This window comes from Streptomyces sp. ISL-10 (assembly GCF_018614575.1).
Taxonomy (GTDB): domain Bacteria; phylum Actinomycetota; class Actinomycetes; order Streptomycetales; family Streptomycetaceae; genus Streptomyces.
The window spans coordinates 44,107-70,499 of the sequence record NZ_JAGGOJ010000003.1 but is presented as its reverse complement, the minus strand read 5'-3'; the positions used below and the strand labels follow the sequence as shown (position 1 = coordinate 70,499).

Below are 26,393 nucleotides of genomic sequence, written 5' to 3'. Positions count from 1 at the left end.
GCGCCTCCTCGTGGCGGCCCTTGCCGCCACGGATTCTTGTCGCCGCCCAAGGGACCGGGCCCCGGCGTGCGGCACATGCGCAGGGCGGGGCCGTCGGGCGGTCCGGCCCGAGACGGGAGAAGTGCACATGGGACCGACCGCCGGAAGTCTCCTGGCCATCAGCGACCTGCACGTCGCCTACGAGGCGAACCGCAGGATCGTCGACGGGCTGCGCCCCGAGTCCGACGACGACTGGCTTCTGGTCGCGGGCGACATCGGCGAGATGTCGCACGACATCTCCTGGACGCTGGAGACCCTCTCCGCACGCTTCGCCCGGGTCGTGTGGGCTCCGGGCAACCACGAACTGTGGACACCGCGCCAGGACCCGCTCCAACTGCGCGGCGTCGAACGCTACCGGCATCTCGTGGAACTCTGCCGTTCCCTGGGGGTCGTCACCCCCGAGGACCCGTATCCCGTCTGGCCGGGCCCGGACGGTCCCGTCACCGTGGCACCGCTCTTCCTGCTGTACGACTACACCTTCCGCACCGGCCCGGACCTCAGCCGGGAGCAGGCGCTCGCGGACGCCTACGACAAGGGCGTGGTGTGCACGGACGAGTTCCTCCTGCACCCGGACCCGTTCGAGAGCCGGCAGGCGTGGTGCGAGAGCAGGGTGAAGGTGACGGAGGGCCGGCTCGCGGCGCTGGACCCGGCGATGCCGCTCGTCCTGGTCAACCACTATCCACTGGTGCGTGAGCCGATGCGGGTGCTGCACCACCCCGAGTTCGCCCTGTGGTGCGGCACGGAACGCACCGCCGACTGGCACCTGCGGTTCAACGTCGCCGCGATGGTCTACGGACATCTGCACATCCCGCGCTCGACCGTGTACGACGGGGTCCGCTTCGAGGAGGTCTCGGTCGGCTACCCGCGCGAGTGGCGCACCCCGGGCTTCCGGCGCACCGTGCCGCCCCGCCGCATCCTGCCGGCCGGGCCGCCGCCCGCGCGGCCGTGACGCGAACGGCGGTGCCGTCCGGACCCCGGCACCCGGCGAGGACCGCGTCCGGCTCCGTCCGGACGCGGCCCGACCGAGGCACCCGGGGTCGTCCGGCACCGCCTCGCAGCGTCAGCGCCCCAGCAGCTGCTTCATCCGCTTGCCCTCGCGGGACTCGCCGAGGGTGTCCCACAGCTTCTTCGAGCTGGTGGAGGTGTAGACGCCGGGCGCACCCTGCTCACCGCAGCCCTCGCCGTACGACACGATGCCGATCTGGTACGTACGGCCCGCGACCTTGCGGAACAGCGGTCCGCCGCTGTCGCCCTGGCAGGAGTCCTTGTCCTCGACGCCCGCGCAGACGTTGACGGCCCTGTTGTAGCCCGGGTACGTCGCCGTGCACTCGGCGTGCGAGAGCAGCGGCACCTTCACGCCGCGCAGCCGGTCGGGGAAGCTCGGCACCTCGGTGTCGGTGTTGCCCCAGCCGATGACCGTCGCCTGCGCGCCGGGGCGGAGCAGGGCGTCGGTGCCGGCGGTCGGCATCTTCACGGCGGCGGTGCCGGTGACCGGCTTGGCCAGCTCCAGCAGCGCCAGGTCGTACGCCTCGTTCCCCTTGACGTAGCGGGGGTGCGAGACGATGCTCAGCACGTTGCGCAGCTGCCCCTGGCGCTTGTCGGACAGCACGGTCCGGCCGACCGTGACCTCCAGCTTCTTCGGCTTGACGCCCGTCACACAGTGCGCGGCCGTCAGCACCACGGTGTCGCTGATCAGGCTGCCGCCGCAGAACTGGCGATCGGCCGGGTTCCCGGAGCCCTTGCTCAGCAGGGCCGCCATCCACGGGTGGGCACCGTTGGACTGCTCCACACCACCGATGATCTTGGCGCTGGGCCTCGTCCGCTCCTCGTCGGGTGCGGTCTGCGCCGCGGCCGTGGTGACGGCCGATCCGACGAGGGCCAGCGCCGCGCTCGCCACCAGCCCGGCGGAGGTTATCCGGCGAAGGCGGTGGCGGGTCGGGGAAACTCTCATGGGGGTTGGTCTCCACTTCTGATGAGGGACGCCGAAGGGCCGGACTGCGCAAGGGGGTTGGCCTTCGGCACTGTCGTGTCATCAGAGCGGCAAATCACGCGGGAGGTTCACTCGAATGCGGAGGTTTTCCGGTGCCGCGCGCTCGGATCAGCGGCTGCTGGTGCCGGCGGGATCCCCGGCCGGTTGCCGGTCATCCACTCCTGGACCAGGCGCACACCGGTCGCGGTACGTCTGACACGATCCCCGCATGCAGAGGGACGCCTGGCTCAATGACGCCGACCACTTCTCACCGGGCCGGGAACTGTTCCGCTCCGGTCGGAGTTTCAGGGTCTGGGCCTGCACGGTGAGCCACGGCCAACTCCTGCTGCGCAGCGAACCCACCGAGGGCGCACGGCGGATCGACGTGCTCTTCAAGCCCGTCGAGGCCGTGCAGACGCGCATGCGCTACGACGGCCTCGTCATCCGATGCGCCACGGCGGAGGAGCACACCCGCATCCTCGCGGCCACCGGAAGCACCCTTCGCAGCAATCGCGTTCACATCCTGGAGACCTCCGGCGGCGCCGACTACGTGATCTCCAACGCCGTCGGCTGGGGTATGGACGACGGTGACCTCCGCGCACCGGGCCGACTCGCCTCGTTCGCACCGGCGACCGATCCGGCACGCATCCTGCGGACGACAGAGCCGTGATTCCGCGCTGATCTTCACGGCGGACCTACGGATGGTGTTCGCTCCAAAGACCGAGTCCACGTGGTGAACTCACCGACTCGTACGCCGAATCGGCGCACGGGGCGCGGGCGCTTCGCCGGCCGCGAATCGAGCTGCCGCCGGCGGCAGCTCGCACGGTCCGTCCGCGGGTCCGGTCACCACCGCGGCACGAACAGCGGCGCTCTGCGCTCTTGAGGGGTTAGAGTCCGGATGGAACACGACGAGGGGGATCCCGTGGCCAAGGTCGACATCAGGCTCGACGCCGAGCTGGTGGTGGAAGTGATGGTCCTGGCCGGGGTCGGATCACCCCAGGACGCCATCGAGTTGGTGGTGCGCGACTACATCGCCCGCGGCCATCGCACCGAGGAGCGCACCGAACTCAAGGACCACAGGCTGCGCGAGGTCGAGGCCCGGCCCCAGGACCCGCAGGGCTGAGCATTGAGCCGTCCGGGCTCCTCGAAGCGGCGCCGGACGGACTGCACATCGCGACACTGCCGTCAAAGGGCTTCGTCGGGCCATTGGTCGAGCAGCGCGTCGCCCGGCACGCAGGGTTCCGCTGCCGCGCCGTTGAGGGACTGTTCCGTCCAGATCACCTTGCCGGCGGAGGTGTACCGCGTGCCCCAGCGTTCGGCGTACCGGGCGACGAGGAACAGACCGCGCCCGCCCTCGTCGGTGGTCTTGGCCCGGCGCAGATGGGGCGAGGTGCTGCTGCTGTCGGAGACCTCGCAGATCAGGGTGCGGTCGTGCAGCAGACGGACGGTGATGGGTTCGGCGCCGTAGCGGATGGCGTTGGTGACCAGCTCGCTGAGGACGAGTTCGGTGGCGAATCCGATCTCCTCCAGACCCCAGTCCGCCAGGCGGCGGGCGCAGGCCCTGCGGACCGGCGCCACCGCCGCGGGGTCACGGGGCACGTCCCACTGGGCGACCTTCGCGGGGTCGAGCCGACGGGTGCGGGCCACCAGAAGCACGATGTCGTCGCTGGGGTGGACGGGCAGCATGGTCTCCATCACCGCGGCGCAGGTGGCTTCCGGGGTGCGGCTGGGCCCGGCCAGGGCACTACGCAAGGCCTCCCGGCCGGCGTCCAGGTCGCGCCCGCGGTCCGCGACCAGTCCGTCGGTGTAGAGCACGAGCCGAGAGCCCTCGGGCAGGGTCAGCTCAGCGCTCTCGACGGGCAGGCCGGCTCCCAGGCCCAGCGGAGGTGAGACCGGCACGGCAGGGAACGTCACGGTCCCGTCGGGGTGGGCCACCGCGGGCCCCAGGTGGCCGGCGGTGGCGGCGGCCACCCGCCCGGAGACGGGATCGTAGACGGCGTACAGGCAGGTGACCCCGCTGATCTCCTGCCCGCCCCGTTCCTCGGCGGCGGCCTCGTCCGCGTCGAGGTGGGCCACCAGCTCATCCAGATGGCTCAGCAACTCCTCGGGCGGCAGATCCAGGGTGGAGAAGTTGTGTACGGCGGTACGCAGCCGGCCCATGGTGGCCGCGGCGTGCAGACCGCGGCCGACGACGTCGCCTACCACCAGGGCCACGCGGGCGCCGGACAACGGGATGACGTCGAACCAGTCGCCGCCCGCCCCGGCCTGGGCCGGCAGGTAGCGGTAGGCCACCTCCAGGGCGTTCTGCTCGGGCAGACCCCGGGGCAGGAGACTGCGCTGGAGGGTGACGGCCATGGTGTGCTCACGGGTGTAGCGGCGGGAGTTGTCGATCGCGACGGCCGCCCGGGCGGCCAGCTCCTCGGCGAGGGACGTGTCCTCCCCTTCGAACGGCGGGGAGGCATTCGCCCGCCAGAAGTTCGCCACGCCCAGCAGCGTGCCCCGCGCCCGCACAGGGACCGTGATCAGGGAGTGGATGCCGCGGTCCAGGGTTTGCTGGGCGCGCTCGGGGTCCTGATCCCGCCAGCCGTCCGAGGTGCTCAGGTTCGCCTCCAGAACCGCCCGGCCGCCGGCCACCCCGACGGAGACGGGGCTGGTGGGACCGAACCGGATCAGCTCGCCCACGGGGAAGAGGGAATGGTCGTCTGCCAGGCCGGCGGTCGCGGCGCGGCGCATCTCGGTGCGTTCCCCGGCCGGCTCCTCCCCCCGCAGGACCGGGTCCAGCAGTTCTACGGTGACGACGTCGGCGAAGTGGGGAACCGACACCTGTGCCAACTCCTCGGCAGTGCCCGTCACGTCCAGCGTGGTCCCGATCCGCATCCCTGCGTCGTAGAGCAGCTTCAGCCGCTCCCGCGCCACTTCCGCACGTCCGGTGACCGCCGCAAGCTCCGTGGTGTCCCGCAGGGTGACCACGCTGCCCGCCTGGCCCCCGTACGGGGCCGTGGGCCGCTTGTTCACCGCCAGCAGCCGGTCCCCGGCCGGATGCACCGCATCCGTGACCGGCTCGCCCGACACCAGCAGCCGCGCCGTGTCCGTGTCGAGCCCCAGCTCCTCCACCCGCTGCCGTTCCGCGTCCGCCGGCAGGTCCAGCAGCCGCCGCGCCTCGTCGTTGGCCAGCACCAGCCGCCCGTCCACGTCGACGATGAGCACGCCTTCCCGCACCGCGTGCAGCACCGCGTCGTGGTGCTCGTACATCCGCGTCATCTCCGCCGGGCCCAGGCCGTGCGTCTGCCGCCGCAGCCGCCGGGTCACCAGCGCGGTCCCGGTGGTGGACAGCGCGAGCGTTGCGGCGCCGGCGCCGAAGATGATCGGAAGCTGCCGTTCGACCAGGTCGGACACGTTCTCCACCGTGATCCCGGCGGACACCAGGCCGACCACCGACCCGTCGTCAGCGATCACCGGGACCACCGCCTGGACGGCCGCTCCCCGGCCCGCGGGCAACGGCGGACCGCCTGCGCGCTCAACGGTCGTGCGGCCTTCCAGCGCCGGTGCGATGGTGCCGACGAACTTCTTCCCGATCTCCTTCGGGTCGGGGTACGTAAGACGGATCCCGTCGGTGTCGAGGACGACGACGAAGTCCACGTTCGCCTTCTTCCGGGCCGCTTCGGCGCGTGGCTGCAGTGCGGCCGTCGGATTCGGACCGGTCAATGCCTCGACCGTGCCCGGGGCGTTCGCGAACGCCTCGGCCGCTGTCACCGACAGGCGCTCGGCCTCCCGTGCACTGGCACGATCGGCCTGGACTACCAGGGCGATCACCGCGGCCGCGACCAGAATCAACACGATCACGACCTGCAGCACGAACACCTGCCCGGCGGCGCTGCGCAGGCTCAGCAGGGAACGCGGTCCCCGCCCCGAACGACGTCGCGACGGCCGATCCGGGCGGCGGAAAAGCCCCTTTCCCTTCATGGCCACTTTCTACATCGCTTTCCACCCGGGGGCGACAGACCAGGCAGGCCCCGCGCCATGGGGCGCGGCGCTGATCGGCACCGTCGGCGGGGGTGGTACTCCGGGGGCCCGAGGGCGAGGACAGGTCCACGTGGCACACATCAGGGACGCCGGTGACGACGTGGACGACCGAGCCCGGGGCGGCCTCGGCGATGCGGGCACGCAGGGCGGAGCAGGAGGGTGACGCACAGCAGGCCGGTGCGCGGGGATCATGCGGCCCGCTCCGTCTCCACGGGCAGCTCGGCCAGCCGCCACTCCAGCATCCCATCGGTCAGCCGGACGGCCTTGCGGCCGTGCTCGTGCAGCAGGCGCACCGCGTCGTACGCGAGGACGCAGTAGGCGCCCCGGCAGTAGGCCACCACCTCCGCGTCGTCCGGCAACTCGGCCAAGCGGTCGGCGAGTTCCCCGACCGGGATGGAGAGGGCGCCGGGGATGTGCCCGGCGGCGTACTCCTCGGCGGGACGGACATCCAGGACGACGACCTCGCCCGCCGCCGCGCGGGCGAGCAGGTCCTCGCGGTCCACCTCTTCCGCCTCATCGGTACCGAGGTAGGCGGCGCGGGCCGGCTCGACGGCGGGCTGATGGAGGCGGGCGACCTGGCGCAGCAGGGCGTACAGGGCGGCGACGTCGTCTCCTGCCAGTCGGTAGTGGATACGGACGCCGTCGCGGCGGGTGCCCACCAGCCCGGCCTGCTTGAGGCTCTGCAGGTGTGCGGAGGCGGTGGTCAGGTTCAGTCCGGCGGCCTTGGCGAGGGCGTCGACGGTGCGCTCGCCCTGAGCCAGCAGATCGAGCAGTTCCAGGCGCTTTCCGCTGCTCAGGGCCTTGCCCGTGCGGGCGAAGGCGTCGTACAGCGCGGCCTTGCGCGCGGCGTCTCCCATGACAGAATCCCCATCCTCCATAAATCCATGGAATATTGTATCCAGGAGCGGGTGCGAAAGCGATCCGTCCCCTGCCGTGGCAACTGGAGGACCTGATGGGCTTCGCGGACGATCACCTGACACCGCTCGTCGACGAGGGGCTGGGCAACAGTGCCTACCTGATCGACCTGGGCGACGGCCGGGCGCTGGCCGTGGACGCGAGCCGGGACCTGCGCGCCCTGCGTACCGCCGCCCAACGGCACGGGCTCACGGTGGCCTTCGCCGCCGACACCCACCTTCATGCCGACTTCCTCTCCGGAGCGGTGCAGCTCGCGCATGACGAGGGAGCCGAGGTGCTGGCCTCCGCCGCCGGGCACCGGACCTTCCGGCACCACGGCCTGGGCGACGGAGACGAGGTCGACCTGGGTGGGCTGACTCTGCGGGTGCTGGCCACCCCCGGACACACCGACGAGCACCTGTCCTTCCTGCTCCTGGACGGCACCCGCGAGCTGGGCGTCTTCACCGGCGGCTCACTGATCGTCGGCTCCGCCGCCCGCACCGACCTGCTCGGCGCCGACTGCGCCGAGGACCTCGCCCGCGCGCAGTATCAGTCCCTGCGACGCCTGGCCGAACTGCCCGACCAGGTGGCCGTGTGGCCGACCCACGGGGCGGGCTCCTTCTGCTCGGCCCCGCCCGGCGCCGAGCGCACCACCAGCATCGGCGCCGAGAAGCGGGCCAACCCGCTGCTCGCCGCGCCGGACGAGGACTCCTTCGTACGGCAGCTCCTGGGCAGCCTCGGCTCCTACCCCGCCTATTTCGACCGCCTCGCAGAAACCAACCGGCGGGGTCCCGCCGTCCTCGGCTCCGCCCCGGGGCTCACCCCGCTCACCACGGCCGAGGTACGTCGGCTGCTCGGCCAGGGTGCACAGCTGGTCGATGTGCGTCCGGTCGCGGACTTCGCCGCCGGGCACATCCCCGGCGCCGTCTCCGTCCCGCTGCGCAACCAGTTCGCCACCTGGCTGGGCTGGCTGCTGCCCGACGACAGCCCGCTGGTCTTCGTCACCGCGCCCGGCCAGGATCTGGCAGAACTCACCTGGCAGGCCCTGAAGATCGGTTACGAACGACTCGCAGGGCACGTGTCCATGAGTGGGTGGGCCGCCAACGGCGGGGACCAGGAGACGATCGAACTCGTCACCGCCGCCCGCATGGCCGACCGCCCGGTCCTCGACGTCCGGCAACGCACCGAGCACACCGCGGGTCACATCCCCGGAGCGATCGGCATCGAGCTCGGCGAGCTGACCGCCCGTGCCGACGACGCCCCGGCCGGCGCGGTTGTGCACTGCGGGCACGGCGAACGCGCCATGACCGCCGCCAGCCTGCTGCAGCGCGCCGGACACCGTGGCTTCGCGGTCATGGTCGGCGGCCCCGCGGACTGGGCGGAAGCCACCGGCCGCCCCCTTCAGGCGGGCGCGTGACCGCCACCGCCTCCCAAGGAGACATCCGGCTCGGACTGCGCGCCAACCTCGCCCAGTTCACGCTGCTCGTCGCCGTCAACGCCCTGGTCGGCGGCATGCTCGGCCAGGAGCGCACCGTCCTGTCCCCGCTGGCCGATCAGGTCTTCGGCCTCGATGCCTATACCGCCGCCCTGACGTACATCCTGGCCTTCGGCGCCACCAAGGCCGTCACCAACTTCTTCGCCGGCACCCTCTCCGACCGCTACGGCCGCAAACCCGTCCTGATCGGCGGCTGGCTGCTCGCCCTCCCGGTCCCGGCCATGCTCGCCTGGGGACCCACCTGGGGCTGGATCATCGCCGCGAACATCCTGCTCGGCACCTCCCAGGGCCTGACCTGGTCCACCACCGTCATCATGAAAATCGACCTCGCCGGGCCCGCACGCCGCGGGCTGGCCATGGGCCTCAACGAAGCCGCCGGATACGTCGCGGTCGCCGCCACCGCCATGGCAACCGGCGCCATCGCCGCCCACGCGGGCCTGCGCCCCGAACCCTTCCTGCTCGGTGCCGCCTACGCCGCACTCGGCCTTGGGCTGTCGGTCCTCGTGGTACGCGAAACCCGCGACCACGCCCGCGCAGAAGCCGCGCTCCACCCCGTACAGGACGTGGCCGTGACCCGGTTGACCACCGGGCAGATCGCCAAGCGGACGAGCCTCACCGACAGAGCCCTGTCCGCCGCCAGCCAGGCCGGCATGGTCAACAACCTCAACGACGCCCTCGCCTGGGGCATCTTCCCCCTGCTCTTCGCCACCCACGGCCTGTCCATCGGCCGGATCGGCGTCCTGGCCGCCATCTATCCGGCCGTCTGGGGCGCGGGCCAGCTGCTCACCGGCTGGTGGTCCGACCGGATCGGCCGCAAACACCTCATCACCGCGGGCATGCTGCTCCAGGCCGCCGCCATCGCCCTCGTCGCCCTCGGCACCACCTTCGGTGTCTGGGCCGCCGCCCAGGCACTGCTCGGCATCGGCACCGCCCTGGTCTACCCCACCCTGCTCGCCGTCATCGGCGACGTCGCCCACCCCGCCTGGCGCGCCCGGGCTGTCGGTGTCTACCGGCTGTGGCGTGACGGCGGCTTCGCCGTCGGCGCCCTGCTCGCCGGCATCCTCGCCGACGCATACGGCCTGACTGCCGCCATCTGGGCCGTCGCCGCCCTCACCGCCGCCTCCGGTCTGCTCGTCGCGGTACGCATGTACGAAACCCATCCCCGGCCGGCGTCCCCGCCTCCGGTGACCAGGTGACCGGTACGCATGTACGAAACCCATCCCCGGCCGGCGTCCCCGCCTCCGGTGACCAGGTGACCGGCAGAGTGACGAGACCACCTGTCAGCACATGGCTGCGGGCCCGTAGTCGGGCGCCTGTGCCGGGGCGCGCGCCGTGCCCAGGATCTCCTCCACCACGCCCGGCATCCGCCCCGGGTCGTCCGGCAACGCCTCCCACCGGACCTGACAGGTGAGCAGCACAAGCGCGCCGTCAACTCATGTGGCCGACTCGGTGGGCTGTCGATCGTGGTGGGAATCGTCGAGCGCGTTCCCCCACAGCCGGCAGGAGGAGCGGGCCCGCCCGCTTGGCGCGGCGCTGGACAAGGGCGGTCTCCACCCGACCGATGCCGGGCAGCGCGGCCAACTCGCCGGCCAGGTAGTCGTACAGGGCACCGGTGTCACGGCACTGGACCATGGCGAAGACCGACGCCCGGCCCGTCGTGACGGCGGCGAAGGCGACTGCGGCATGCCGTGACAGCGCCTCCGTCACCTCGCCCAGCTGAGCCGGCGCCACCTCCAGCCACAGCAGCGCCTCCACCGGGAAGCCGAAGTGGGACGGGCTCACGTCCACCTCGAAGTGCAGCACCCCGGCGGCCCGCAGCCAGGCGACGCGGCGGCGCACGGTCGAGGCCGACCACCCGGTGACGGTGGCCAGCTGCGCCACGTCCGCCCGGCCGTCCAGGGCCAGTTCGCCCGCCAGCCGCGCCTCCGCCTCGCCCCAGCCGGACGCCTCCGCAAGGACTTCCGGGCCGTCCGGTGACTCCGGCACGGGGCCGACAAGAGCCGCCTGTTCGGACGCGTCCAGCGCGCTGGTCCGGCCTGCCCAGCCGCCGACCCCGGCGACCGGACGCAGCACGCAGCTCGCCTCGACGTCTCGTATTCCCGGGGTCCGGAGCAGGTGGTCGAAGAGCGGGCGACCACCGTCCGATCCCGCGGCCGGCCCCGCGGCCGGGGTGCGGACCATGCAGGTCAGCCGCGTCCCGCCGGCGAGCGGGGCAATCCACGAGGTGTCGTCCCGCTGCGCGAGGGCGGCGGTCAGCGCCTCAACGGCGTCCGGCGCGCAGTCGATGCGGACGAACCAGTCGAGCATGCCGATCCGCCGGCTGTCGACGAGCCCCACCACCCGGGCCACCAGGGCCGACCGCAGCCGGTGGTAGCGGCGCGCGACGGTGCGCTCCGGGGCCCCGAGCACGGTGGCGATCCCGCTGAACGAGGCGCGCCCGTCGATCTGGAGGGCATGGATCAGACGGCGGTCCAGCGCGTCGAGCGTGACGGATTGCGTCACCAGCTCCCCCTCCGAAGTCCGGTCGCGTCCATCCCGGCGACATTACAGCGCGCAGGGGAGTACCGGGCAGGACGCTGGCGGCGACCACCACAGAAAGGCAGACCATGTTGACCGTTCTTCCCATCAGGTACGTGGCCGACGTCGAGGCGTCCCGGGACTTCTACTCCGGGCTGGGGCTCGCCGTCCGGCAGGAGCCGGGCGCGGCCGTCTGGGTCCGGCTGACCGCCGCCGCGGGCGCCGTCGGCCTCCACGCCGCCGCCGTCTCGCAGGGTCTGCCACCCGGCGCCACCGAACTGGGCTTCGCGACGGACCAGCCGCTGGAGGAGGTCGCGCAGCGGCTCGAACGCAACGGCTACCCGTACGAGTTGGTCGAGGAGAACTTCGGCCGCAGCGTCCGCGTCACCGACCCGGACGGGGTCGTCGTGCAGATCCAGTGCATCGACCCGGACACCGTCCGCAGGTCGGCCGCGGCCGTGGCCGGCGACTCCGCCTGACCGGCAGGCGCGGGAGCACCCCGCCGGCCCGCCCCCGTATACCCAAGAGATCCGTCACGACACGTCACGACATCCATCACGGCAGGAAGGTCCGGACATGGAACCGCTCGTCACACTCGTCGCCGTCACAGGCCTGCTGCTGCTCGCCGGGGCGCTCGGGGCCGTACGGCTCCGTCGGCCGACCGCCGCCCTGCGGGGCGGCCTGGCGGCCATGTTCACGCTCACCGCGGGCGCCCACTTCGTCGGGATGCGCGAGGAGATGGTCGCCATGGTGCCGCCGGCCCTGCCGGCCCCGGGCCTGCTCGTCACACTGACCGGCATCGCCGAACTCGCCTGCGCGCTCGGGCTGCTGTGGTCGCGGACCGCCCGGGGCTCGGCCGCCGTGCTCAGTGCGATGCTGATCGTGATGTTCCCCGCCAATGTGTACGCCGCCGGCGGCGACGTGCCCTGGTGGGACCGGCTCGGCCCCCGGACGGCCATGCAGTCCGTCTTCCTGGCGGCCACGGTCACCGTGCTGGTCCGCCACGGCCGGGCATCTGCGGAGCCCTCTGCGGAACGCTCGCTCGGCTCCCCGCCGCCGCGACCGTTGCCGGGCCGAGGCCGGTGAGGGCGCCGAGCCTGCGGCACGTCCCGCCCCCGCCGAACCCGATCGGCTCGGCGGAACACGCCGACTACCTCGTGGAGCTCTCCAACATCGTCCGTCAGAGGTCCATCGGCCCGCGGGCGTCCCGGTCGCTGAGCCGCCTCGATCTGGTGCTGCGCGCACTGAGGGAACTGTCCCGTGACCCCGACGTCTCCGTCCACCTCGTCGCCGACACCCATCTGCTGGGCGCTCACCGGGAGTTCGCCGATCCGCAGGAGGTGCTGCGGCTGCGCCGGTGGGTCGCCGAAGGTCTGGTCGAGGAGGTACCCGACGCCGACGAGCGCATCCTGGACCTGGCCCGCATGACCGGTACTCGGTTCGTCACCGGCGACCGGTATGTCGACCATCGCGTCGAGCACCCGTGGATCCAGGGCAACACCACTACGGTTGAGAGCACGTCCTCAAACCGCTCGTCCGGCAGGGCCTCCTCGCCGTCGCCGCCGTGTGCCGGCGTCAGGTTGTCCCGTACCGTGCCGGTGAATACGTGCTGCTTCTGGGTCACGAGCACGATCTCGCGCCGTAGCTGCCCCACTGGCAGGGTGGTGACATCGGCGCCGCCTATCCGTACGGTCCCACGGGTCGGGTGGTGACGCCCGCCAGGGTGCGCCTCGGCGCCGATGGCGGCCTGGATCCGGCCGGCGCCCGCGAGCGCCTGGAGGACGCCGAGGCCGAGCGCGAGCAGTGACCACAGGTAGAGGCCGGCTTGGCCGGCGACCGGCTGCTGGACGCACGCGTGGAGTGGCACGCGCCGCCGACAGAACCGGCCGGGGACCCGGCCTTGTTGCTGACCGTGACGGTCGCGCCGGGCGACGGGTCCGCCCCCACCTGCCGCCTGCTGTCCGCTCAGGGGCAGGGCATGCTCATGTAGATCGCCTGCTCGCCCTCGGATTCGGTGCCGTGGTAGAGGGCCGTGTCCAGTCCGCAGAAGGCGAAGCCCATCCGCCGGTAGGCGTGGATGGCCGCGGCGTTGACGTTGGTGACCTCAAGCCAAATGTGCCCGGCGCCGCACTCGCGGGCGAATTCGACGGCGTGTCCCATCAGCGCGCGGCCGACGCCACGGCCCCGGTGGTCAGGGGCGACCTCGATGTCCTCGATGGTGAGGCGGCGGTTCCACGGGGAGTAGGAGACGGCGGCGAAGCCCGCCACCTCATTGTCGGCGCCGACGGCGACGAAGGTACGGCTGCCGGACTCCTCGCCGTCCTCGTCGCCGTCGTCGGACTCGTCCTCGGGGAAGACCTTGGTCAGTGGCGGGTCCACAGGGACCTCCCGGAACGCGAACCCCTCGTCGGAGACGGCCACTTGGAACACGGTGCTGGTGGTGAAGGAGCCGTCGACGCCCGCGATTGCCTCGGTGTCCTCGGGACGGGCGGCGCGGATCCGGTAAACCGTTTCGTCGACAGTGGTCATGGCACGACGCTACGACGGCCCTGACCGGGGGCGGCGGGTTCCAGCCGACACGGACCCGGCCGCACTCGGCACGGCGCGGCCGCGCCTGGGAACCGCCCGGCGCGCACGTCCTGGATCAGACCAACCGTACGAGCCCCTCACGCGATCACAGGCCGGAGTCGGCGGCCGAGGTGGGGCGCTCCTCGCCCACGGCGTGAACCTCCGCTCGCGCGCCGACGCCGACCAGGACAAGCCGAGCCGACCAGCCGCCCCACCCCGGCGGTTCCGGGGAGCCGGAGCACGGTGGTTCACGGTCAGCTCCATTGCCTCTCCTCCGCTGGACGGCGGGCCCCGCGCAACGTGAGCGCGGTCACCGAAGCGGGCAGCAGCTCGTACGTAGCTTGAGAAGTAGGAGCAGCGCGACTGAAGGAAGGTGGGCGAGGGTCATGATGCGGGCTGTGTGGAATGGCACGGTGATCGCGGAAGCGCCGCGCACGGTGGTGGTGGAGGGCAACCACTACTTCCCGCCGGAATCGCTGCACGGGGAGTACTTCACCGAAACCCGGACCAGGTCATTGTGCTTCTGGAAGGGCGTCGCCCGTTACTACAGCCTGGAGGTCGGGGGCTGACCAATCCGGACGCCGCCTGGTACTACCCGAAACCCAGCCCGTTCGCCCGGAAGATCAAGGGCCATGTGGCGTTCTGGCAGGGGGTGCGGGTCGAGGGCACTCCCGAGACGGTGCGGGAGAGCGGTCCGAGCAGCCTGTGAGAGCGGTCGCTGGTCAGCGGCGCCGGAAGTGCCGCAGGGCAACGACGCCTTGCGTCGTGGCCGCCGGTCGCGCAACGTGAGCGCGCTCACCGATCTCCGGGCGGGTCGGCCGTAGCGTCACTCCTGGACGGCAGGATCAGCGCACCGGAGAGGGACTCGGAGATGACATGGCGGACGAAGCTGATGGCCGTGGCCGCGATGGGCGGCGGCGCTGCGGCCGGGTACCTCGGGCTGGTCAGCGGGGCGCTGCCCCTGGATGTGGGCGTCGGCCGTAGGACCCGCCTTCTGGGTCCCCAGGTCGTCGACATCCGGGCCCCTCGGGAAGCGGTCTTCGACGTGATCGCGCAGCCCTACCTCGGGCGGGCCACCCGGGCGATGCGGGAGAGGATCCGGGTGCTGGAGCGCGGCAGCGACATGGTGCTCGCCGCCCACTCCACACCGGTCGCGGGCGGGAGGCTGACGGCGGTGACGGTGGAGACCGTGCGCTTCACCCGGCCCGAGCGGGTGGATTTCCGGCTGGTGCGCGGACCGGTGCCCCACGTCGTGGAGTCGTTCACCCTCACCTCGTCCGGGGCGGGTACGCGTCTGGTGTACGAGGGAGAAATGGGCACGGACCTGTGGGCGCTCGGGGAACGCTGGGGTCATCTGGTGGCCGCACGCTGGGAACAGACGGTCGCCGCCTCCCTGGCGTCGGTCAAGCAAGAGGCAGAGAGGCGCACGACGCTGCGCTGAGCCGATGTCGGATACGCGGGCCGACAGCCGCGTCGGCTGCGGCTGAGCTGGTTCGCCCTGCTCCAGGACGCCCTGACCCTGCTCTGTGCGGGACTGCTGCTGCGTGCCGCCCGTACATCCGCCCGTCGTGGTGGCGATCCAGGGGTGGTACGCCGTGATCTCCGCACCCCGTGAGCGCTCCGGATCTCGTGGCACGGCGGCCGTCGTGGGCGCGGCACTGCTGATGGTGGTGTTCCGCGCGGCCCGGGCAGCCGTGGCGGACAGCGTCCTTGGGTACGCCTTGCTGATCGTGGAAAGGACATCCTCGCGACGCCTGATCCGAGCGCCGCTCCGCACGCCTCGGCGGTTGCGGGTGGAATCTTCAGGAGCCGCCCAGACGCGCCGACGGCCGCTGTGACCCATCCCGTTACCGCCTCTGCTCGTCACTTGGGTGGCAGGCCGGCTGCGAACGCGCGACCTTGGTCGATCCAGTCGGCCAGGGCCTCGTCCTCGGACACGGCGGACGCACCGACGACGACCCAGCCGCGCATCGGGCGGCCGGTGAAGTCGAAGGGCCTCGCCCCGGGCCGCGCGAGAGCGGCGTCGGTTGCGTCGGGACCGACCCGGACCATCAACTCGTCCCCGATCACGCCCACGGCCATGTTGCCGGCGTACAGGAACGCCAGGCCGCCGAACATCCGCTTCTCCCCGATGGCCGGATCCGCGCCCAGGTGCGCCCGGATCCGTTCCGCCAGTCCCTCGTCGAAGGTCATGACCGTCCTCGTGATCAGTCCTGTGGCGTACTCAGCCGCCGCTCCAGGTCCCGCAGGTCCTTGACCAGCGAGGAGCGCACCTTGCGCCCCATCAGGGGTGCCGCCAGCCCGTAGAGGCCGGACGCGTCACCCCGCACGCGGATCCGGGCGAGCGTGCCGCCGCCCGGGTGCGGGGCGAAGGTGTAGGTCACATGCATGGGCATCGGGCCCGCGACCGACGCCATGTCGAGCAGCCGCAGTGGCTCGTAGGCGGCTACGCGCAGCACGTAGTCGATCCGCTTGCCCAGGAAGTACGCGGTCCGCGTCACCTCGGCCCCGACCCCGAAACCGCCCGCCTCGGCCTGGCGCGTCAGCTCCGCCGTACGGATGCCCTGGGTCCATTCCGCGTCATGGCACCAGTCCATCGCGTACGCCGCCACCCGCTCGCATGGCAACGGGATCACCCGCTCCGCGGTTACGTCGATTCCCATCCGCTGCCCCATTTCCCGGTCCAGCCGGTGCCCGATTCCATGGACCCACCCCGGCCGAGCACCGGCAACCGGACCACATGCGGGTCTACCGGCGCGTAGGTAAGCGCGGTCACATATCTGCCCATGCCATGCGTCCTACCGTCGGCGGTGAAAGCGGCAGAACGAACCCACCTGACGGGGTGATCATTATGGCCACCGCCGCACACGTATCCCCCCAGATCGCCGAGATCCCCGTCCATGCCACGTGGGGCGCGGCGGCCGGACTCGTCGGCGGCATCGGCTTCGGCATCTGGATGTCCGTGTCCCGGCCGATCATGGACACCGCGGTGATCACGATGGTCGCCGGACTGCTCGGTTCCACCAACGCCTTCGCCGGCTGGCTGATCCACCTCGCGATCGCCCTCACGGCAGGCACCGTCTTCGGTGTCGTGTTCGGTCACCTCGCGCAGCGGCTCGCCCCCGCTGCTGTCCTCGGCCTGGTCTACGGCGCGGCGTGGTGGGCCCTCGGCGCCCTGTGGATCATGCCGGCCAACATGGGCATGCCCGTCTTCGAATGGAACGACGTCACCGCCTCCAGCCTCGGCGGCCACCTCGTCTTCGGCCTGCTGGCCGGACTCACCTTCCTCGGCATCGCGCAGACGGCGGGCAAGCGGGCCGGACGGACCGCGGTATGACGCAGATCCCGCCGGCGTCAACACCTGGTCCCGGCTCACCGCTCCGGGGTGCTGAACCCCGTTTCGGCGCCCCGGACGACCACTGTCCGGCCAGCAGCGCGAGAACGCTCGCCGGCCCGCCGTGCGGAGCCGCGCCCCCGCCCTGGGCACCGGGACGACGCGAGGAGCCCCACCACATGAACCACACCGGCGACGACGCCGAGAAGACCTGGTGCATCTCCGAGGTCGACATCTTCCGAACGCCGAAGCCCTCGACGACGTCACCGTCTGCGTCATGAGCCGCGCCGACGTGCACCGTTTCCTGCTCTCCGACGCCCGGATCTCCGCGCGCATCACCGAGATCCTCGGCCGACGGCTCACCGATCTCGAACAGCGCCTGTCCGACAGCGTGTTCAAATCGGTGCCGCAGCGCATCGCCACCACACTGCTCACCCTCGCCGCCGAGACTCGGCCCCGTATGCTCGCGGCCCGCAGCCCTCAGATCGCGCTCACCCCCAGCAGATCGCCGCCCTCGCCGGCACCTCACGCGAGACCACCACCAAGGTCCTGCGCGACCTCGCCGACCAGCACCTGATCCGCCTCGCACGGGGCCGCATCACCGTCCTCGACACGGAGCGGCTCACCGACCATGCGGGCTGACGTCGCCGAACCCCGAACAGCCGGCGAGAACCCGGACGCCGGCACCGGACGGGAAGCCCAGCCTGCCTGACGCATGCGCCGTCTTCACGGAGGCCTGGTCGGCCAGTCGAGGAGGCGCGCGCCGATGACCGCTGCCTGAAGGGTGTAGCGGTGGGCGGGGTCGCTGCCGGTCAGTGTGCGGACGCGCTCCAGGCGGTAGGTCAGTGCCCTGACGCTCAGCTTCAGTTGGCGTGCCGCCTCCGCGGCGACGCAGCCGCTGTCGAAGTAGGCGGTGAGCGTGTCGAGGAGTGGGCGGGCTGCGCCGCGGGCGTGTTCCAGCGGGCTGAGCGTGCTGCGGACCAGGTCCACCAGGGCCTGTGTCGCGGGACAGGACCGGGAAGACGAGCAAGTGCGCCCCGCGCAGCAGCGGTTCGTCGAACCCCGTCCGCTCGGCCACATCGAGTGCGTTGAGGGCTACTTCGTAGCTGTGGCCGATACCGACGGGCCGGCCGGTACTCCAGCCGGCCGGCGAGGAGGCCGACACGGTCGCGGAGTCCTGGGCGCCCCTCGGATCGCGGAACGTTCGCCGGCCTCACCAAAGACACCGTGTCCCGGCCGGCGACGGCCGCCCAGGTCTCGTCGCTCACGCCCGCCCGGTGGTGCCGTCGTCCACCGGCTCCAGTGTCTCGACGGCCGGTGCCTGCGCCTGTACGACCGGGTCGGCGGAAGAGCGTCGGCGGCTGGTGAGACAGGTGGCGATCGGTTCGGTGTAGCGGGCGGTGAGCGGCCCGACGATGACCAGGATCAGGACGTACGCGGTGGCGAGCGGACCGAGGGCGGGCTCGATGCCGGCGGTCACGGCGAGGCCGGCGATGACGATCGAGAACTCGCCACGCGCCACCAGAGTTCCGCCCGCCCGCCAGCGCCCCTTGGCGGAGATACCGGCGCGCCGCGCGGCCCAGTAACCGGTCGCGATCTTCGTGCCGGCGGTGACCACGGCCAGGGTGAGGGCGGGCAGGATCACGGGCGGGATGCTCGCCGGATCGGTGTGCAGGCCGAAGAAGACGAAGAACACCGCCGCGAACAGGTCCCGCAGCGGGCTCAGCAAGTTGTGCGCCCCCTCGGCAACCTCGCCTGAGAGGGCGATGCCCACCAGGAAGGCGCCGACGGCCGCCGAGACCTGGAGCTGCTGGGCGATACCGGCGACGAGGAGTGTCAGGCCGAGGACGACGAGCAGGAGCTTCTCGGGGTCGTCGCTGGAGACGAAGCGGGAGATGACCCGTCCGAAGCGGACCGCGACGAACAGCACGAGGCCGGCGACGCCGAGGGCGATGGCCAGGGTGATGCTGCCGGCGGCCAGGCTCACCCCCGCGAGCAGCGCGGTGATGATCGGCAGGTACACGGCCATGGCCAGGTCTTCGAGGACCAGGACGCTCAGGATGACCGGGGTCTCGCGGTTGCCGAGCCGCCCGAGGTCACCCATGACCTTGGCGATGACGCCGGAGGAAGAGATCCAGGTGACGCCCGCCAGGACCACGGCGGCCACCGGGCCCCACCCCAGCAGCAGAGCGATCGCGGCCCCGGGCAGCGCGTTGAGGACGCAGTCGACCAGGCCGGCCGGGTATTGGGTCTTGAGGTTGGAGACCAGGTCGCTGGCCGTGTACTCCAGGCCGAGCATCAGCAGGAGCAGGATGACGCCGATCTCGGCGCCGATGGCGACGAACTCCTCACTGGCACCGAGCGGGAGCAGCCCGCCCTCCCCGAAGGCGAGGCCGCCCAGAAGGTACAGGGGTATAGGGGAGAACCGAAAGCGTCCGGCGAGCCGGCCCAGCAGCCCCAACGCGAGGATGATCGCGCCGAACTCGATCAGGAAGACCGCGGAGGAGTGCACCCGTGCTCACTCCCTGCCGAGGATCGCGGCGGCGGCCTCGACGCCTTCGCGCGTGCCGATCACGATGAGGGTGTCCCCGCCCGCCAGCCGGAAGTCCGGCGTCGGCGACGGGATCGCCCCGGCCCGCCGAAGTACGGCGACGATGGACGCACCCGTCTCCGTGCGCATCCGGGTCTCGCCCAGCACCCGCCCGTTCCAGTGGGACTGCGCGGAGAGTTCGATCCGCTCGGCGACCAGCCCCAGGTCCGTGGTCGACAGCAGGCTGGAGCTGTGGTGCGCCGGCATCAGCGCGTCGATCAGCGCCTCGGCCTCCCCTGCCGTCAGCTTCGCCGACAGCGCGCACTCGTCGGGATCGTCCCTGCGGTAGGCGTTCAGCGTCCGGCTGCCGTCGCGGTGCGCGATCACCGAAAGGCGACGGTGCTCGCGCGTGGTGAGGTCGTAACGGACCCCGATCCCCGGTAGCGGAGTACTGCTCGTACGTGGAACCGGCACAGAAGGCCCCCAGACTGTGTGGCGAAACGGCAGTGGCGGGAACGCGGTCCCTGCTCAGCGGCAACCCTACTGGCAGACGGAAACACCCAATTCATGGCGAACTGCATGCTTTGTGCGCCCCGTTACAGTGACGACGGCGGCAGTCGGTTCGACCGCAGGAGGGCGGGAACCGCGTGAAGGAGGCTCTGCATGCTCGTGTGGAAGCGGATCAGCTCCGGCATCCGTCCCGTGCCCACCCCGGCCGCCACCTCGATCATCTGGGCCGTCACGGCCATCACCGCCTTCGCCCTGGTCACCGCCTTCAACCTCCTCGCAGAACAGGGCGACCCCACTCTCGACCTGGTCGCCCTCTCCCTCATCGTCGCCCTCGTCAGCACGGGAGCGCGCCTCACCGCGGCACCCGGAACAGCTCTGCTCTGCTGGCTCGTCCTCAACACCTTCGCCACCGCCCCCATCGGCGTGCTCACCTGGGAGACCGCGTACGACCTCGGCCGCCTCGTCTGCCTCCTGGCCGCTGCGGGCACAGGAACCGTCCTTGCCCGGCTCGCCCACGCCCGGGCCGCCTACCGGCGACTGACGCCGTAGGCGCGCACCGGAGTCGTAGAGGACCACGAGTACGACGCACACCACGACGACGTCGAGGGCGACGTAGGAGCAGACGGCACGCGCGTCGCCCGACGCACCGAGCAGGCACGGCACTTCGTCCATCAGCACCGCCGCGTACAGGGAAACCCGGCTGCTCCGAGCAATGGCTCCGTGCACGGTTCCAGAGGAGTCGTCCGGGACGCCGGCCGACGAGGAGGGCGACGCTCGGCACCAGGAAGGCAACGGCCTCGGCGAAAGACTGCCGGACTCCGGCAGTGAACCGAAGCGGGGATCGGTGGAACGATTCTCCCGGCGGCAGACAGCGCACAGCGGCCGAAGAGACAGGGGCATGACGTGGTTTCTCGGTCTCGGCATCGGCGGGCTCGTGCTTCTCGTCCTGAGCCTGGTCTTCGACGGGGTGCTTGAGGGCGTCCTCGACGGACTCGGCGGGGGGCTGGACGGGTTTCTGTCATTGCCGGTGATCGCCGGGTTCGTTTCCGCGCTCGGTTTCACGGGAGCGATCGTTCTCGGCACCACCGGTACGGGGGCGGGGGTCGCCACCGGTGCGGGCATGGCCGCGGGGGTCGTCGTGGCCTGGCTGACATGGATGTTCAGCCGGGCGTTGATGCGCGACGGTGCCGTGCCCGCACCGAGGGGCGATGACCTGACCGGCACTTCGGGTTCGGTCGTCACCGCCATTCCGGGGGACGGCTACGGCGAAGTTCTGCTGTACCTGGGCGGGCAGCCGGTGAAGTACGCGGCGAAGGCGTCCGGCCCACTTCCGCGTGGCGTCGAGGTCTGGGTCGAGTCGGTGCTCTCCCCCACGTCCGTCGTCGTGCGCCCCGTCGAGCGCTGACCGCTCTTCCACCCCATCGAATTTTTCGGCTCCACTCTCAAGGGATGTGCGTCATGAGCCCTGTCCTCACCGCTGTGGTGGGCATCGTCGTACTCGGCATCCTGCTCGGCCTCGTCGTCATCACCCGCTACAAGGTCGCCGGGCCGAGCGAGGCGTTCATCATCACCGGCCGACGGGGCAAGAAGGCCACCGACCCCGACACCGGGCGGGTGTACACGGACAACAGCGGCCAGAAGGTCGTGGTCGGCGGCGGTGTGTTCGTCGTCCCCTTCGTGCAGCAGAAGTTCACCCTCGACCTGTCCAGCCGGCACATCCCCGTCGCCGTCCGGGGCACCGTCACCCTGCGGGGCGTGAAGGCGAACCTGGAGGGCGTCGCGATCGTCAAGGTCGGCGGGAACGAGGACTCCATCCGAGCCGCGGCCCAGCGTTTCCTCATGCAGCAGGACGGCATCGTCGGATTCACCCAGGAGGTGCTGTCCGGCGCCCTGAGGTCCATCGTGGGCCGGATGTCGGTCGAGGACATCATCCGAGACCGGGCCGCGTTCGCCGGGCAGGTCGCCGAGGAGGCCGAGGCCAGCCTCTCCGGGCAGGGTCTGGTCCTGGACGCCTTCCAGATCCAGGACATCACCACCGAGGGCTCGTACCTTCAGGACCTGGGCCGGCCCGAGGCCGCCCGCGCCAAGCAGGAGGCCGACATCGCCGAGGCGGTCGCCCGGCGGGCGGCGGAGCAGGCCCGGCTCAAGGCGGAGGAGGAGATCGCGATCGCGCAGCGGACCCTCTACCTGAAGCAGGCAGAGATCAAGGCACAGACCGACGAAGCAGCCGCCCAGGCGAATGCGGCCGGCCCGCTCGCCGAGGCCGCCCGCCGGCAGGACATCCTCATCGAGCAGGAGAAGGTCGCCGAACGCCAGGCCGCGCTGACCGACCGTCAGCTCGACACCCAGGTACGCAAGCCTGCCGACGCAGCCCGCTACCAGGCCGAGCAGGAGGCCGAGTCCCGTCGTATCGCCCTGGTCAAGGAGGCCGAGGCAGCCGCCGAGCGGGCCCGGCTGACCGGTGAGGGCGAGAAGGCCCAGCGCGCGGCCCTCGCCGAGGCCGTACGCATCGAGGGCGAGGCCCAGGCCGCCGCCATCGGGGCCAGGGGTGCAGCCGAGGCCGAGGCCATGCAGAAGAAGGCCGACGCCTTTGCCCGGTACGGCGACGCCGCCGTCCTCCAGATGCTCGTCGAGGTCCTGCCCCAGGTCGTCGCCAAGGCCGCCGAACCCCTTGCCGCCGTCGACAAGATGACCGTCATCTCCACCGACGGAGCGAGCCAGTTGACCCGTACCGTGACCGACAACGTCGCCCAGGGCATGGAACTCCTCTCCTCCACCACCGGAGTCGACCTCACCGCCCTCCTCCAGCAGATCACCCGGAAGAACACGTCGCACGGGCCCGCGCCGACCGCCCCCAGTGCGCCGGTCGAGATCACGGACTGAACCACGAGTCCGACAGGGGGATGGTGTGAGAAAGAGCTTCAAGGTGCACGCGGGCCTGCAATTGGCCCTGGCCACGGTGGCGTTGTCCGCCGCCGCCCATGCCGCCGTCCCCTACCTTCCGCCCTTCGCCCACGAGGGGATACTGCTCGGAATCGGCTTCGCTCTGGGGCAGGGGCCGTCCTGCTCACCGGAGCGTGGTCGGACGACTCGGGCCTCCAGGCGACCGATGCCGTCCGGGGCCGCTACTACGCCGTCGACACCGCCGACCCGCACCGTCCGAGGATCGACACACCACGGATCCCGAGACGGTCCGCAGCCCTCGGCCCGAACTTCGACCAGACCTCATGCAGGCTTTCATTGGTGTCCCGTTGCTGACACACGTCGGCTGCGGGTCAGGCGAGCGTACGGAGTCGTCGGACCGAACTTGTCCAAAGTGCCAGCGGCGTCAGAAAGGCGATGGCACTGACCAGCCAGAGGGCCTCGCGGGCGCCTGCCCACGTGGCCACGGTACCTGCGACCAGGGCCCCGATCGGCACTGCGCCCCATGAGATGAAGCGGACGGTGGCCATCACCCGGGGGAGCAGCTCCGGCGGTGTCACGCTCTGTCGATGCGTGCGGGTGAGGATGCTCAGGACGACGACGCCGACGGTGAAGGTCGCGTTCCCCAGGCCGAACAGGATCAGCCCCGGCCCCGCGAAGCTCAGCGGCAGAAGCACGACCGCCGTTGCTGACAGGAGTGTTGCCCATCGGATCGCTCTGGCGCTGCCGAATCGGTCGGCGAGTCGGGTCGTCAGTGCTGCGCCGAGAAGACTGCCCAGGCCCTCGGTTGCGAAGAGCACGCCGACCAGGCTCACCGGAGCGCCGAGCGTGCGTACCAGGAACACAGGTGTGAGGGCAATCAGTGCCCCGCAGACGAAGTTCACCAGTGTTGCGGCGACGACGCACGGTCCGATCACCTTGTGACGGGTGACGTAGCGCCATCCCTCTTTGATCAAAGACCAGGTGGATCCGGCTGCCCCGGCAGCCTGCCGTTCCCTCGGGCGTGGCATGGTCCACAGTGTGACTGCCGAGACGAGGTAGCTGACGGCGTCGACCAGCAGGCTGGCTGCGGCGCCGCAGAACTGGACGAGCACGCCGCCGAGCGACGGACCGCCGAGCTGAGTCACCGCGCTGGAACCCGACAACAAACTGTTGCGCGCAGTCAACTCCTCCTTGCTCACGATCGAGGGGAGGAAGCTGGCGTTGCCGACGTCGAACACCACACCGGCCAGACCGATCACCAGGGTAACGACGATCAGTTGCCACAGGTGGAGGATCCCCAGTAGCGCGGCGACTGGTACCCATGCCACGGCGGCTGCCCGGATGAGGTCCATGGCGATCTGGGCGCCACGCAAGGGGAGTCGCTGGACGATGACCCCGGCGGGCAGCCCGATCACAAGCCAGGCGATGAAGCGGGCCGCCGGCAGGAGGCTGACCTCGAAGGGGGTGGCGTGGAGCGTCTCGATGGCTACCAATGGCAGCGCGACGGTGGTGACCGCGTCGCCGATACTGCTGGCCGTAGAAGCGGTCCAGTAGCGCCAGAACACCCCCGTACTCCTGGTCTTGACGTGCCGCGATTTTCCGCTCAGCTCGGTGCGAGCCATTGCCACCCCTGAACTACATGGATCGAAGAAATGCGCTGCGCCCTGTTCCTGCCTCTCGAAGCATGGCCATGGTTCCTGCCTCTCGAAGCATGGACATGAAAGACCGAAATGGATGCAGACAGAAAGCCGGCCATCGAGGGTCGCCATGGAATGCTGTATCCATCCGCAAAGCATCCACCCGGCGCCATGTCGGCTTCAGAGGCGAATACATCCCCTGGAAATTTCGACGTGACCCGCCGGCCGGCCGCCGAATGAAAGCTCTGTGAATACGGGACGGTAGTGGCTGTGGCGTGATCGCGGCGGAGCTCTGAGGTGATCTCAAGGGTAATTTCGGAGAGTTGGTGATGGGTTCATTCGGAGAGATCCGAGGCATCCGCCACGTGTTGTGCCAGTTGGTCGACGGATGCTCTCAACTCGGCTCCAGTGTCGTCTAGTTGCTCACGAACCTCCAGCCCACAGTGCATCAGGTCCCGTCGCACCGTGCAGTAACGTGCGTCACAGGACAAGGGAGATGTCCGAATTGCTTCGCTTTGGTCGGCGAAGGTGATGTTCTGTTCTTCACTCCGGCTCGGGGAGCGCCGGGCGGCCTCGTTCCATTCGAAATCAATTGCGGAGGCCTCCCTAGTGCTGCTAGCGTTCCGCCGGAGCGGGGCATGCGACCGTCAATGCGATGTGCGGCTCGGATGTAATCAGCGGCCTCGATGCCGGCTCCGGACGGCAGAGCCGGCCTCTTTTCGTTCGTTACTCCAGTCGTTCTGCCTCATACCCTTGCGATCGCCTGGGGCCGACATCCGGGCGTACGCCGATCCACTGAACCCCTCCCGGCATTGCCGTCGGCCAAAACCCTTCGACGGCGGGCCGGTTGTAGCCGAACAATGGCTTGGTTATGATCGGAAAATGATCAACGATCATGGTCTGGAGTAGCAGGGGCACCCGACTCGGGCAACGTTCGCCGGGAAACGGACACACCTGCTCGGATCGGGCTGAGAGACGTTTCAGAGGAAGTACCATGCCTGAAAGCCCAGTTGAAGAGACCCCTCCCACATTCGCGTGGCCGGCCAAAGGCCAGGTGCGTACGACACACCTGCTGGCGGCAAAGGCCGTTGGCCATCGTTGGGTCATGCTCACCAGCTACGACCAGTACACCGCCGGAATCTTCGATGCCGCGGGCGTACCAGTGCTGTTGGTCGGGGACTCGGCCGCCAACAACGTGTTCGGCCACGCCACGACGATTCCGGTGACGGTGGATGAGCTCCTGCCCCTGGTGAGGGCCGTGGCGCGCTCCGCACAGCGTTCTCTGGTCGTTGCCGACCTGCCTTTCGGCTCCTACGAGGCGGGCGGGAAGCAAGCACTGAAGACAGCCGTCCGCTTCCTGAAGGAGGGCGGCTGTCAGGCCGTCAAGCTGGAGGGCGGCCGCGACGTGGCGCCACAGATCTCACGACTCGTCCGAGCGGGCATCCCCGTGATGGCGCACATCGGCTTCACTCCGCAGAGCGAGCACCAACTGGGCGGCTACAAGGTCCAGGGACGAGACGAGGGCGCCGACGCACTGCTCGCCGACGCCCGGGCCGTGGCCGAAGCCGGAGCGTTCGCCGTGGTGCTCGAAATGGTCCCCGCGTACCTGGCGAAGCGGCTGACCGCCGAGCTGCCGATTCCGACCATCGGCATCGGCGCCGGCGTCGAGTGCGACGCCCAGGTCGTGATCTGGCAGGACGTGGCCGGCCTTCGGACGGGTCGGCCGCTCAGGTTCGTGAAGCGGTACGCCGACGTGGCCGGGGTCCTCGACCGTGCGGTCCGGGAGCTCAGCGCCGACGTCCACAGCGGCGCCTTCCCGGGGCCGGAGCACACGTTCGAGTGACCGGCGGGCCCGTCGACCGGGCTCCGGCGAGCGAAGTGGCGGCACGCGACCTTGCTTCGCGAAGCCCTGTCCGAGACCTGTCGGCAGGCCCTGCAGATCGAGGTGCCACGCACAGATGATGTGAGGAACA

General features: G+C 70.8%; 29 protein-coding genes and 1 pseudogene. 18 read left to right on the top strand and 12 right to left on the bottom strand.

Annotated features, from left to right (window positions below; genetic code table 11):
• Nucleotides 1-127 precede the first annotated feature (127 nt).
• On the top strand, nt 128-988 hold the full coding sequence (locus J7E88_RS01300; RefSeq protein ID WP_215176339.1) for a metallophosphoesterase: 861 nt from the start codon (nt 128-130) through the stop codon (nt 986-988).
• Between the two features lie 111 nt (nt 989-1,099).
• Here J7E88_RS01300 and J7E88_RS01295 read toward each other — a convergent pair whose 3' ends face one another.
• Nucleotides 1,100-1,990: a trypsin-like serine protease gene (locus tag J7E88_RS01295; protein WP_215176338.1), complete on the bottom strand. Its 891-nt coding sequence runs from the start codon at nt 1,988-1,990 to the stop codon at nt 1,100-1,102.
• A 247-nt stretch (nt 1,991-2,237) separates the two neighbouring features.
• On the opposite strand from J7E88_RS01295, the gene J7E88_RS01290 reads away from it, so the two are divergent.
• Together J7E88_RS01290 and J7E88_RS01285 are read left to right on the top strand one after the other, a co-directional pair.
• Nucleotides 2,238-2,678, top strand: coding sequence for a hypothetical protein (locus J7E88_RS01290; RefSeq protein WP_215176337.1), 441 nt, complete (start codon nt 2,238-2,240; stop codon nt 2,676-2,678).
• A 252-nt stretch (nt 2,679-2,930) separates the two neighbouring features.
• Nucleotides 2,931-3,131 carry a type II toxin-antitoxin system VapB family antitoxin gene (locus J7E88_RS01285; RefSeq protein ID WP_215177341.1) on the top strand — a complete coding sequence of 67 codons (201 nt, stop codon included), beginning with the start codon at nt 2,931-2,933 and terminating at the stop codon, nt 3,129-3,131.
• A 62-nt stretch (nt 3,132-3,193) separates the two neighbouring features.
• Here J7E88_RS01285 and J7E88_RS01280 read toward each other — a convergent pair whose 3' ends face one another.
• Nucleotides 3,194-5,971, bottom strand: coding sequence for a SpoIIE family protein phosphatase (locus J7E88_RS01280; RefSeq protein ID WP_215176336.1), 2,778 nt, complete (start codon nt 5,969-5,971; stop codon nt 3,194-3,196).
• 248 nt (nt 5,972-6,219) lie between these two features.
• Entirely contained in the window at nt 6,220-6,888 is a 669-nt protein-coding gene (locus J7E88_RS01275; protein WP_215176332.1) for a metalloregulator ArsR/SmtB family transcription factor, read from the bottom strand.
• Between the two features lie 95 nt (nt 6,889-6,983).
• Between J7E88_RS01275 and J7E88_RS01270 the strand changes: the two genes are divergently transcribed.
• Nucleotides 6,984-8,342 (top strand): rhodanese-like domain-containing protein, encoded by a 1,359-nt coding sequence (locus tag J7E88_RS01270; protein WP_215176321.1) that lies wholly within the window; start codon nt 6,984-6,986, stop codon nt 8,340-8,342.
• Nucleotides 8,339-9,616 (top strand): MFS transporter, encoded by a 1,278-nt coding sequence (locus J7E88_RS01265; protein WP_215176319.1) that lies wholly within the window; start codon nt 8,339-8,341, stop codon nt 9,614-9,616. The genes J7E88_RS01270 and J7E88_RS01265 overlap by 4 nt, the downstream gene beginning before the upstream one ends.
• An 84-nt stretch (nt 9,617-9,700) precedes the next feature.
• Here the strand turns inward: J7E88_RS01265 and J7E88_RS01260 are convergent, their stop codons facing one another.
• Together J7E88_RS01260 and J7E88_RS01255 are read right to left on the bottom strand one after the other, a co-directional pair.
• On the bottom strand, nt 9,701-9,838 hold the full coding sequence (locus tag J7E88_RS01260; RefSeq protein WP_215176317.1) for a hypothetical protein: 138 nt from the start codon (nt 9,836-9,838) through the stop codon (nt 9,701-9,703).
• A 10-nt stretch (nt 9,839-9,848) separates the two neighbouring features.
• Nucleotides 9,849-10,922, bottom strand: a complete 1,074-nt coding sequence (locus tag J7E88_RS01255) for an Lrp/AsnC family transcriptional regulator (protein ID WP_215176315.1) — start codon at nt 10,920-10,922, stop codon at nt 9,849-9,851.
• Nucleotides 10,923-11,026: 104 nt separating this feature from the next.
• Between J7E88_RS01255 and J7E88_RS01250 the strand changes: the two genes are divergently transcribed.
• The 3 genes from J7E88_RS01250 to J7E88_RS35430 all read left to right on the top strand — a co-directional run bounded on the left by J7E88_RS01250 (nt 11,027) and on the right by J7E88_RS35430 (nt 12,649).
• Nucleotides 11,027-11,416 carry a VOC family protein gene (locus J7E88_RS01250; protein WP_215176313.1) on the top strand — a complete coding sequence of 130 codons (390 nt, stop codon included), beginning with the start codon at nt 11,027-11,029 and terminating at the stop codon, nt 11,414-11,416.
• A gap of 97 nt (nt 11,417-11,513) precedes the next feature.
• Complete coding sequence (locus J7E88_RS01245; protein ID WP_215176311.1) at nt 11,514-12,023, top strand: hypothetical protein; 510 nt, start codon at nt 11,514-11,516, stop codon at nt 12,021-12,023.
• Complete coding sequence (locus tag J7E88_RS35430) at nt 12,020-12,649, top strand: hypothetical protein (protein WP_251022156.1); 630 nt, start codon at nt 12,020-12,022, stop codon at nt 12,647-12,649. Before J7E88_RS01245 ends, J7E88_RS35430 begins: the two co-directional genes overlap by 4 nt.
• A 253-nt stretch (nt 12,650-12,902) precedes the next feature.
• On the opposite strand, the gene J7E88_RS01235 is transcribed toward J7E88_RS35430, so the two are convergent.
• Nucleotides 12,903-13,466 (bottom strand): GNAT family N-acetyltransferase, encoded by a 564-nt coding sequence (locus J7E88_RS01235; RefSeq protein WP_215176309.1) that lies wholly within the window; start codon nt 13,464-13,466, stop codon nt 12,903-12,905.
• Between the two features lie 425 nt (nt 13,467-13,891).
• Between J7E88_RS01235 and J7E88_RS37255 the strand changes: the two genes are divergently transcribed.
• The 3 genes from J7E88_RS37255 (at nt 13,892) to J7E88_RS01225 (ending at nt 14,946) form a co-directional block, all read left to right on the top strand.
• Nucleotides 13,892-14,074, top strand: coding sequence for a DUF427 domain-containing protein (locus J7E88_RS37255; RefSeq protein WP_374196203.1), 183 nt, complete (start codon nt 13,892-13,894; stop codon nt 14,072-14,074).
• Complete coding sequence (locus J7E88_RS37250) at nt 14,023-14,214, top strand: DUF427 domain-containing protein (RefSeq protein ID WP_374196202.1); 192 nt, start codon at nt 14,023-14,025, stop codon at nt 14,212-14,214. The genes J7E88_RS37255 and J7E88_RS37250 overlap by 52 nt, the downstream gene beginning before the upstream one ends.
• 162 nt (nt 14,215-14,376) lie before the next feature.
• The gene (locus J7E88_RS01225; protein WP_215176307.1) at nt 14,377-14,946 is read left to right on the top strand and encodes an SRPBCC family protein; all 570 of its coding nucleotides are present in this window, start codon (nt 14,377-14,379) and stop codon (nt 14,944-14,946) included.
• A 422-nt stretch (nt 14,947-15,368) separates the two neighbouring features.
• Here J7E88_RS01225 and J7E88_RS01220 read toward each other — a convergent pair whose 3' ends face one another.
• A complete protein-coding gene (locus J7E88_RS01220) occupies nt 15,369-15,698 on the bottom strand; it encodes a TfoX/Sxy family protein (protein WP_215176305.1) in 330 nt (109 codons plus the stop codon).
• Nucleotides 15,699-15,712: 14 nt separating this feature from the next.
• On the bottom strand, nt 15,713-16,168 hold the full coding sequence (locus J7E88_RS01215) for an SRPBCC family protein (RefSeq protein WP_215176303.1): 456 nt from the start codon (nt 16,166-16,168) through the stop codon (nt 15,713-15,715).
• A 188-nt stretch (nt 16,169-16,356) separates the two neighbouring features.
• Between J7E88_RS01215 and J7E88_RS01210 the strand changes: the two genes are divergently transcribed.
• The 3 genes from J7E88_RS01210 to J7E88_RS35420 all read left to right on the top strand — a co-directional run bounded on the left by J7E88_RS01210 (nt 16,357) and on the right by J7E88_RS35420 (nt 17,481).
• On the top strand, nt 16,357-16,842 hold the full coding sequence (locus J7E88_RS01210) for a hypothetical protein (protein ID WP_215176301.1): 486 nt from the start codon (nt 16,357-16,359) through the stop codon (nt 16,840-16,842).
• Between the two features lie 274 nt (nt 16,843-17,116).
• Nucleotides 17,117-17,416 carry a hypothetical protein gene (locus J7E88_RS35425; protein WP_251021985.1) on the top strand — a complete coding sequence of 100 codons (300 nt, stop codon included), beginning with the start codon at nt 17,117-17,119 and terminating at the stop codon, nt 17,414-17,416.
• On the top strand, nt 17,389-17,481 hold the full coding sequence (locus J7E88_RS35420; RefSeq protein WP_251022044.1) for a hypothetical protein: 93 nt from the start codon (nt 17,389-17,391) through the stop codon (nt 17,479-17,481). The genes J7E88_RS35425 and J7E88_RS35420 overlap by 28 nt, the downstream gene beginning before the upstream one ends.
• Before the next feature lie 84 nt (nt 17,482-17,565).
• On the opposite strand, the pseudogene J7E88_RS01200 reads toward J7E88_RS35420, so the two are convergent.
• The 3 genes and pseudogenes from J7E88_RS01200 to J7E88_RS01190 all read right to left on the bottom strand — a co-directional run.
• Nucleotides 17,566-17,965, bottom strand: a pseudogene (locus J7E88_RS01200) (PucR family transcriptional regulator); the annotation flags it as partial.
• A 138-nt stretch (nt 17,966-18,103) separates the two neighbouring features.
• Nucleotides 18,104-19,351: a cation:proton antiporter gene (locus J7E88_RS01195; RefSeq protein ID WP_215176299.1), complete on the bottom strand. Its 1,248-nt coding sequence runs from the start codon at nt 19,349-19,351 to the stop codon at nt 18,104-18,106.
• A gap of 6 nt (nt 19,352-19,357) precedes the next feature.
• Entirely contained in the window at nt 19,358-19,843 is a 486-nt protein-coding gene (locus J7E88_RS01190) for a TrkA C-terminal domain-containing protein (RefSeq protein WP_215176298.1), read from the bottom strand.
• A gap of 189 nt (nt 19,844-20,032) precedes the next feature.
• Here J7E88_RS01190 and J7E88_RS01185 point away from each other — a divergent pair, with 189 nt between their 5' ends.
• The 3 genes from J7E88_RS01185 to J7E88_RS01175 all read left to right on the top strand — a co-directional run bounded on the left by J7E88_RS01185 (nt 20,033) and on the right by J7E88_RS01175 (nt 22,762).
• On the top strand, nt 20,033-20,428 hold the full coding sequence (locus J7E88_RS01185) for a hypothetical protein (RefSeq protein ID WP_215176297.1): 396 nt from the start codon (nt 20,033-20,035) through the stop codon (nt 20,426-20,428).
• 349 nt (nt 20,429-20,777) lie between these two features.
• Entirely contained in the window at nt 20,778-21,284 is a 507-nt protein-coding gene (locus tag J7E88_RS01180) for a hypothetical protein (RefSeq protein WP_215176295.1), read from the top strand.
• A gap of 53 nt (nt 21,285-21,337) precedes the next feature.
• A complete protein-coding gene (locus tag J7E88_RS01175; RefSeq protein ID WP_215176293.1) occupies nt 21,338-22,762 on the top strand; it encodes a flotillin family protein in 1,425 nt (474 codons plus the stop codon).
• Between the two features lie 392 nt (nt 22,763-23,154).
• Here the strand turns inward: J7E88_RS01175 and J7E88_RS01170 are convergent, their stop codons facing one another.
• Nucleotides 23,155-24,348, bottom strand: a complete 1,194-nt coding sequence (locus J7E88_RS01170; RefSeq protein WP_308307223.1) for an MFS transporter — start codon at nt 24,346-24,348, stop codon at nt 23,155-23,157.
• 1,066 nt (nt 24,349-25,414) lie between these two features.
• On the opposite strand from J7E88_RS01170, the gene panB reads away from it, so the two are divergent.
• Nucleotides 25,415-26,263: a 3-methyl-2-oxobutanoate hydroxymethyltransferase gene (gene panB / locus J7E88_RS01165; RefSeq protein ID WP_215176291.1), complete on the top strand. Its 849-nt coding sequence runs from the start codon at nt 25,415-25,417 to the stop codon at nt 26,261-26,263.
• Nucleotides 26,264-26,393: the final 130 nt, after the last annotated feature.

Excerpts from the sequence above, each read along its gene's own strand:
- J7E88_RS01300 (WP_215176339.1), top strand. The coding sequence starts at position 128 with ATGGGACCGACCGCCGGAAGTCTCCTGGCCATCAGCGACCTGCACGTC.
- J7E88_RS01295 (WP_215176338.1), bottom strand. The coding sequence starts at position 1,990 with ATGAGAGTTTCCCCGACCCGCCACCGCCTTCGCCGGATAACCTCCGCC.
- J7E88_RS01290 (WP_215176337.1), top strand. The coding sequence starts at position 2,238 with ATGCAGAGGGACGCCTGGCTCAATGACGCCGACCACTTCTCACCGGGC.
- J7E88_RS01280 (WP_215176336.1), bottom strand. The coding sequence starts at position 5,971 with ATGAAGGGAAAGGGGCTTTTCCGCCGCCCGGATCGGCCGTCGCGACGT.
- J7E88_RS01275 (WP_215176332.1), bottom strand. The coding sequence starts at position 6,888 with ATGGGAGACGCCGCGCGCAAGGCCGCGCTGTACGACGCCTTCGCCCGC.
- J7E88_RS01270 (WP_215176321.1), top strand. The coding sequence starts at position 6,984 with ATGGGCTTCGCGGACGATCACCTGACACCGCTCGTCGACGAGGGGCTG.
- J7E88_RS01250 (WP_215176313.1), top strand. The coding sequence starts at position 11,027 with ATGTTGACCGTTCTTCCCATCAGGTACGTGGCCGACGTCGAGGCGTCC.
- J7E88_RS01245 (WP_215176311.1), top strand. The coding sequence starts at position 11,514 with ATGGAACCGCTCGTCACACTCGTCGCCGTCACAGGCCTGCTGCTGCTC.
- J7E88_RS01235 (WP_215176309.1), bottom strand. The coding sequence starts at position 13,466 with ATGACCACTGTCGACGAAACGGTTTACCGGATCCGCGCCGCCCGTCCC.
- J7E88_RS37255 (WP_374196203.1), top strand. The coding sequence starts at position 13,892 with ATGATGCGGGCTGTGTGGAATGGCACGGTGATCGCGGAAGCGCCGCGC.
- J7E88_RS01225 (WP_215176307.1), top strand. The coding sequence starts at position 14,377 with ATGACATGGCGGACGAAGCTGATGGCCGTGGCCGCGATGGGCGGCGGC.
- J7E88_RS01220 (WP_215176305.1), bottom strand. The coding sequence starts at position 15,698 with ATGACCTTCGACGAGGGACTGGCGGAACGGATCCGGGCGCACCTGGGC.
- J7E88_RS01215 (WP_215176303.1), bottom strand. The coding sequence starts at position 16,168 with ATGGGAATCGACGTAACCGCGGAGCGGGTGATCCCGTTGCCATGCGAG.
- J7E88_RS01210 (WP_215176301.1), top strand. The coding sequence starts at position 16,357 with ATGGCCACCGCCGCACACGTATCCCCCCAGATCGCCGAGATCCCCGTC.
- J7E88_RS35425 (WP_251021985.1), top strand. The coding sequence starts at position 17,117 with ATGAGCCGCGCCGACGTGCACCGTTTCCTGCTCTCCGACGCCCGGATC.
- J7E88_RS01185 (WP_215176297.1), top strand. The coding sequence starts at position 20,033 with ATGCTCGTGTGGAAGCGGATCAGCTCCGGCATCCGTCCCGTGCCCACC.
- J7E88_RS01180 (WP_215176295.1), top strand. The coding sequence starts at position 20,778 with ATGACGTGGTTTCTCGGTCTCGGCATCGGCGGGCTCGTGCTTCTCGTC.
- J7E88_RS01175 (WP_215176293.1), top strand. The coding sequence starts at position 21,338 with ATGAGCCCTGTCCTCACCGCTGTGGTGGGCATCGTCGTACTCGGCATC.
- panB (WP_215176291.1), top strand. The coding sequence starts at position 25,415 with ATGCCTGAAAGCCCAGTTGAAGAGACCCCTCCCACATTCGCGTGGCCG.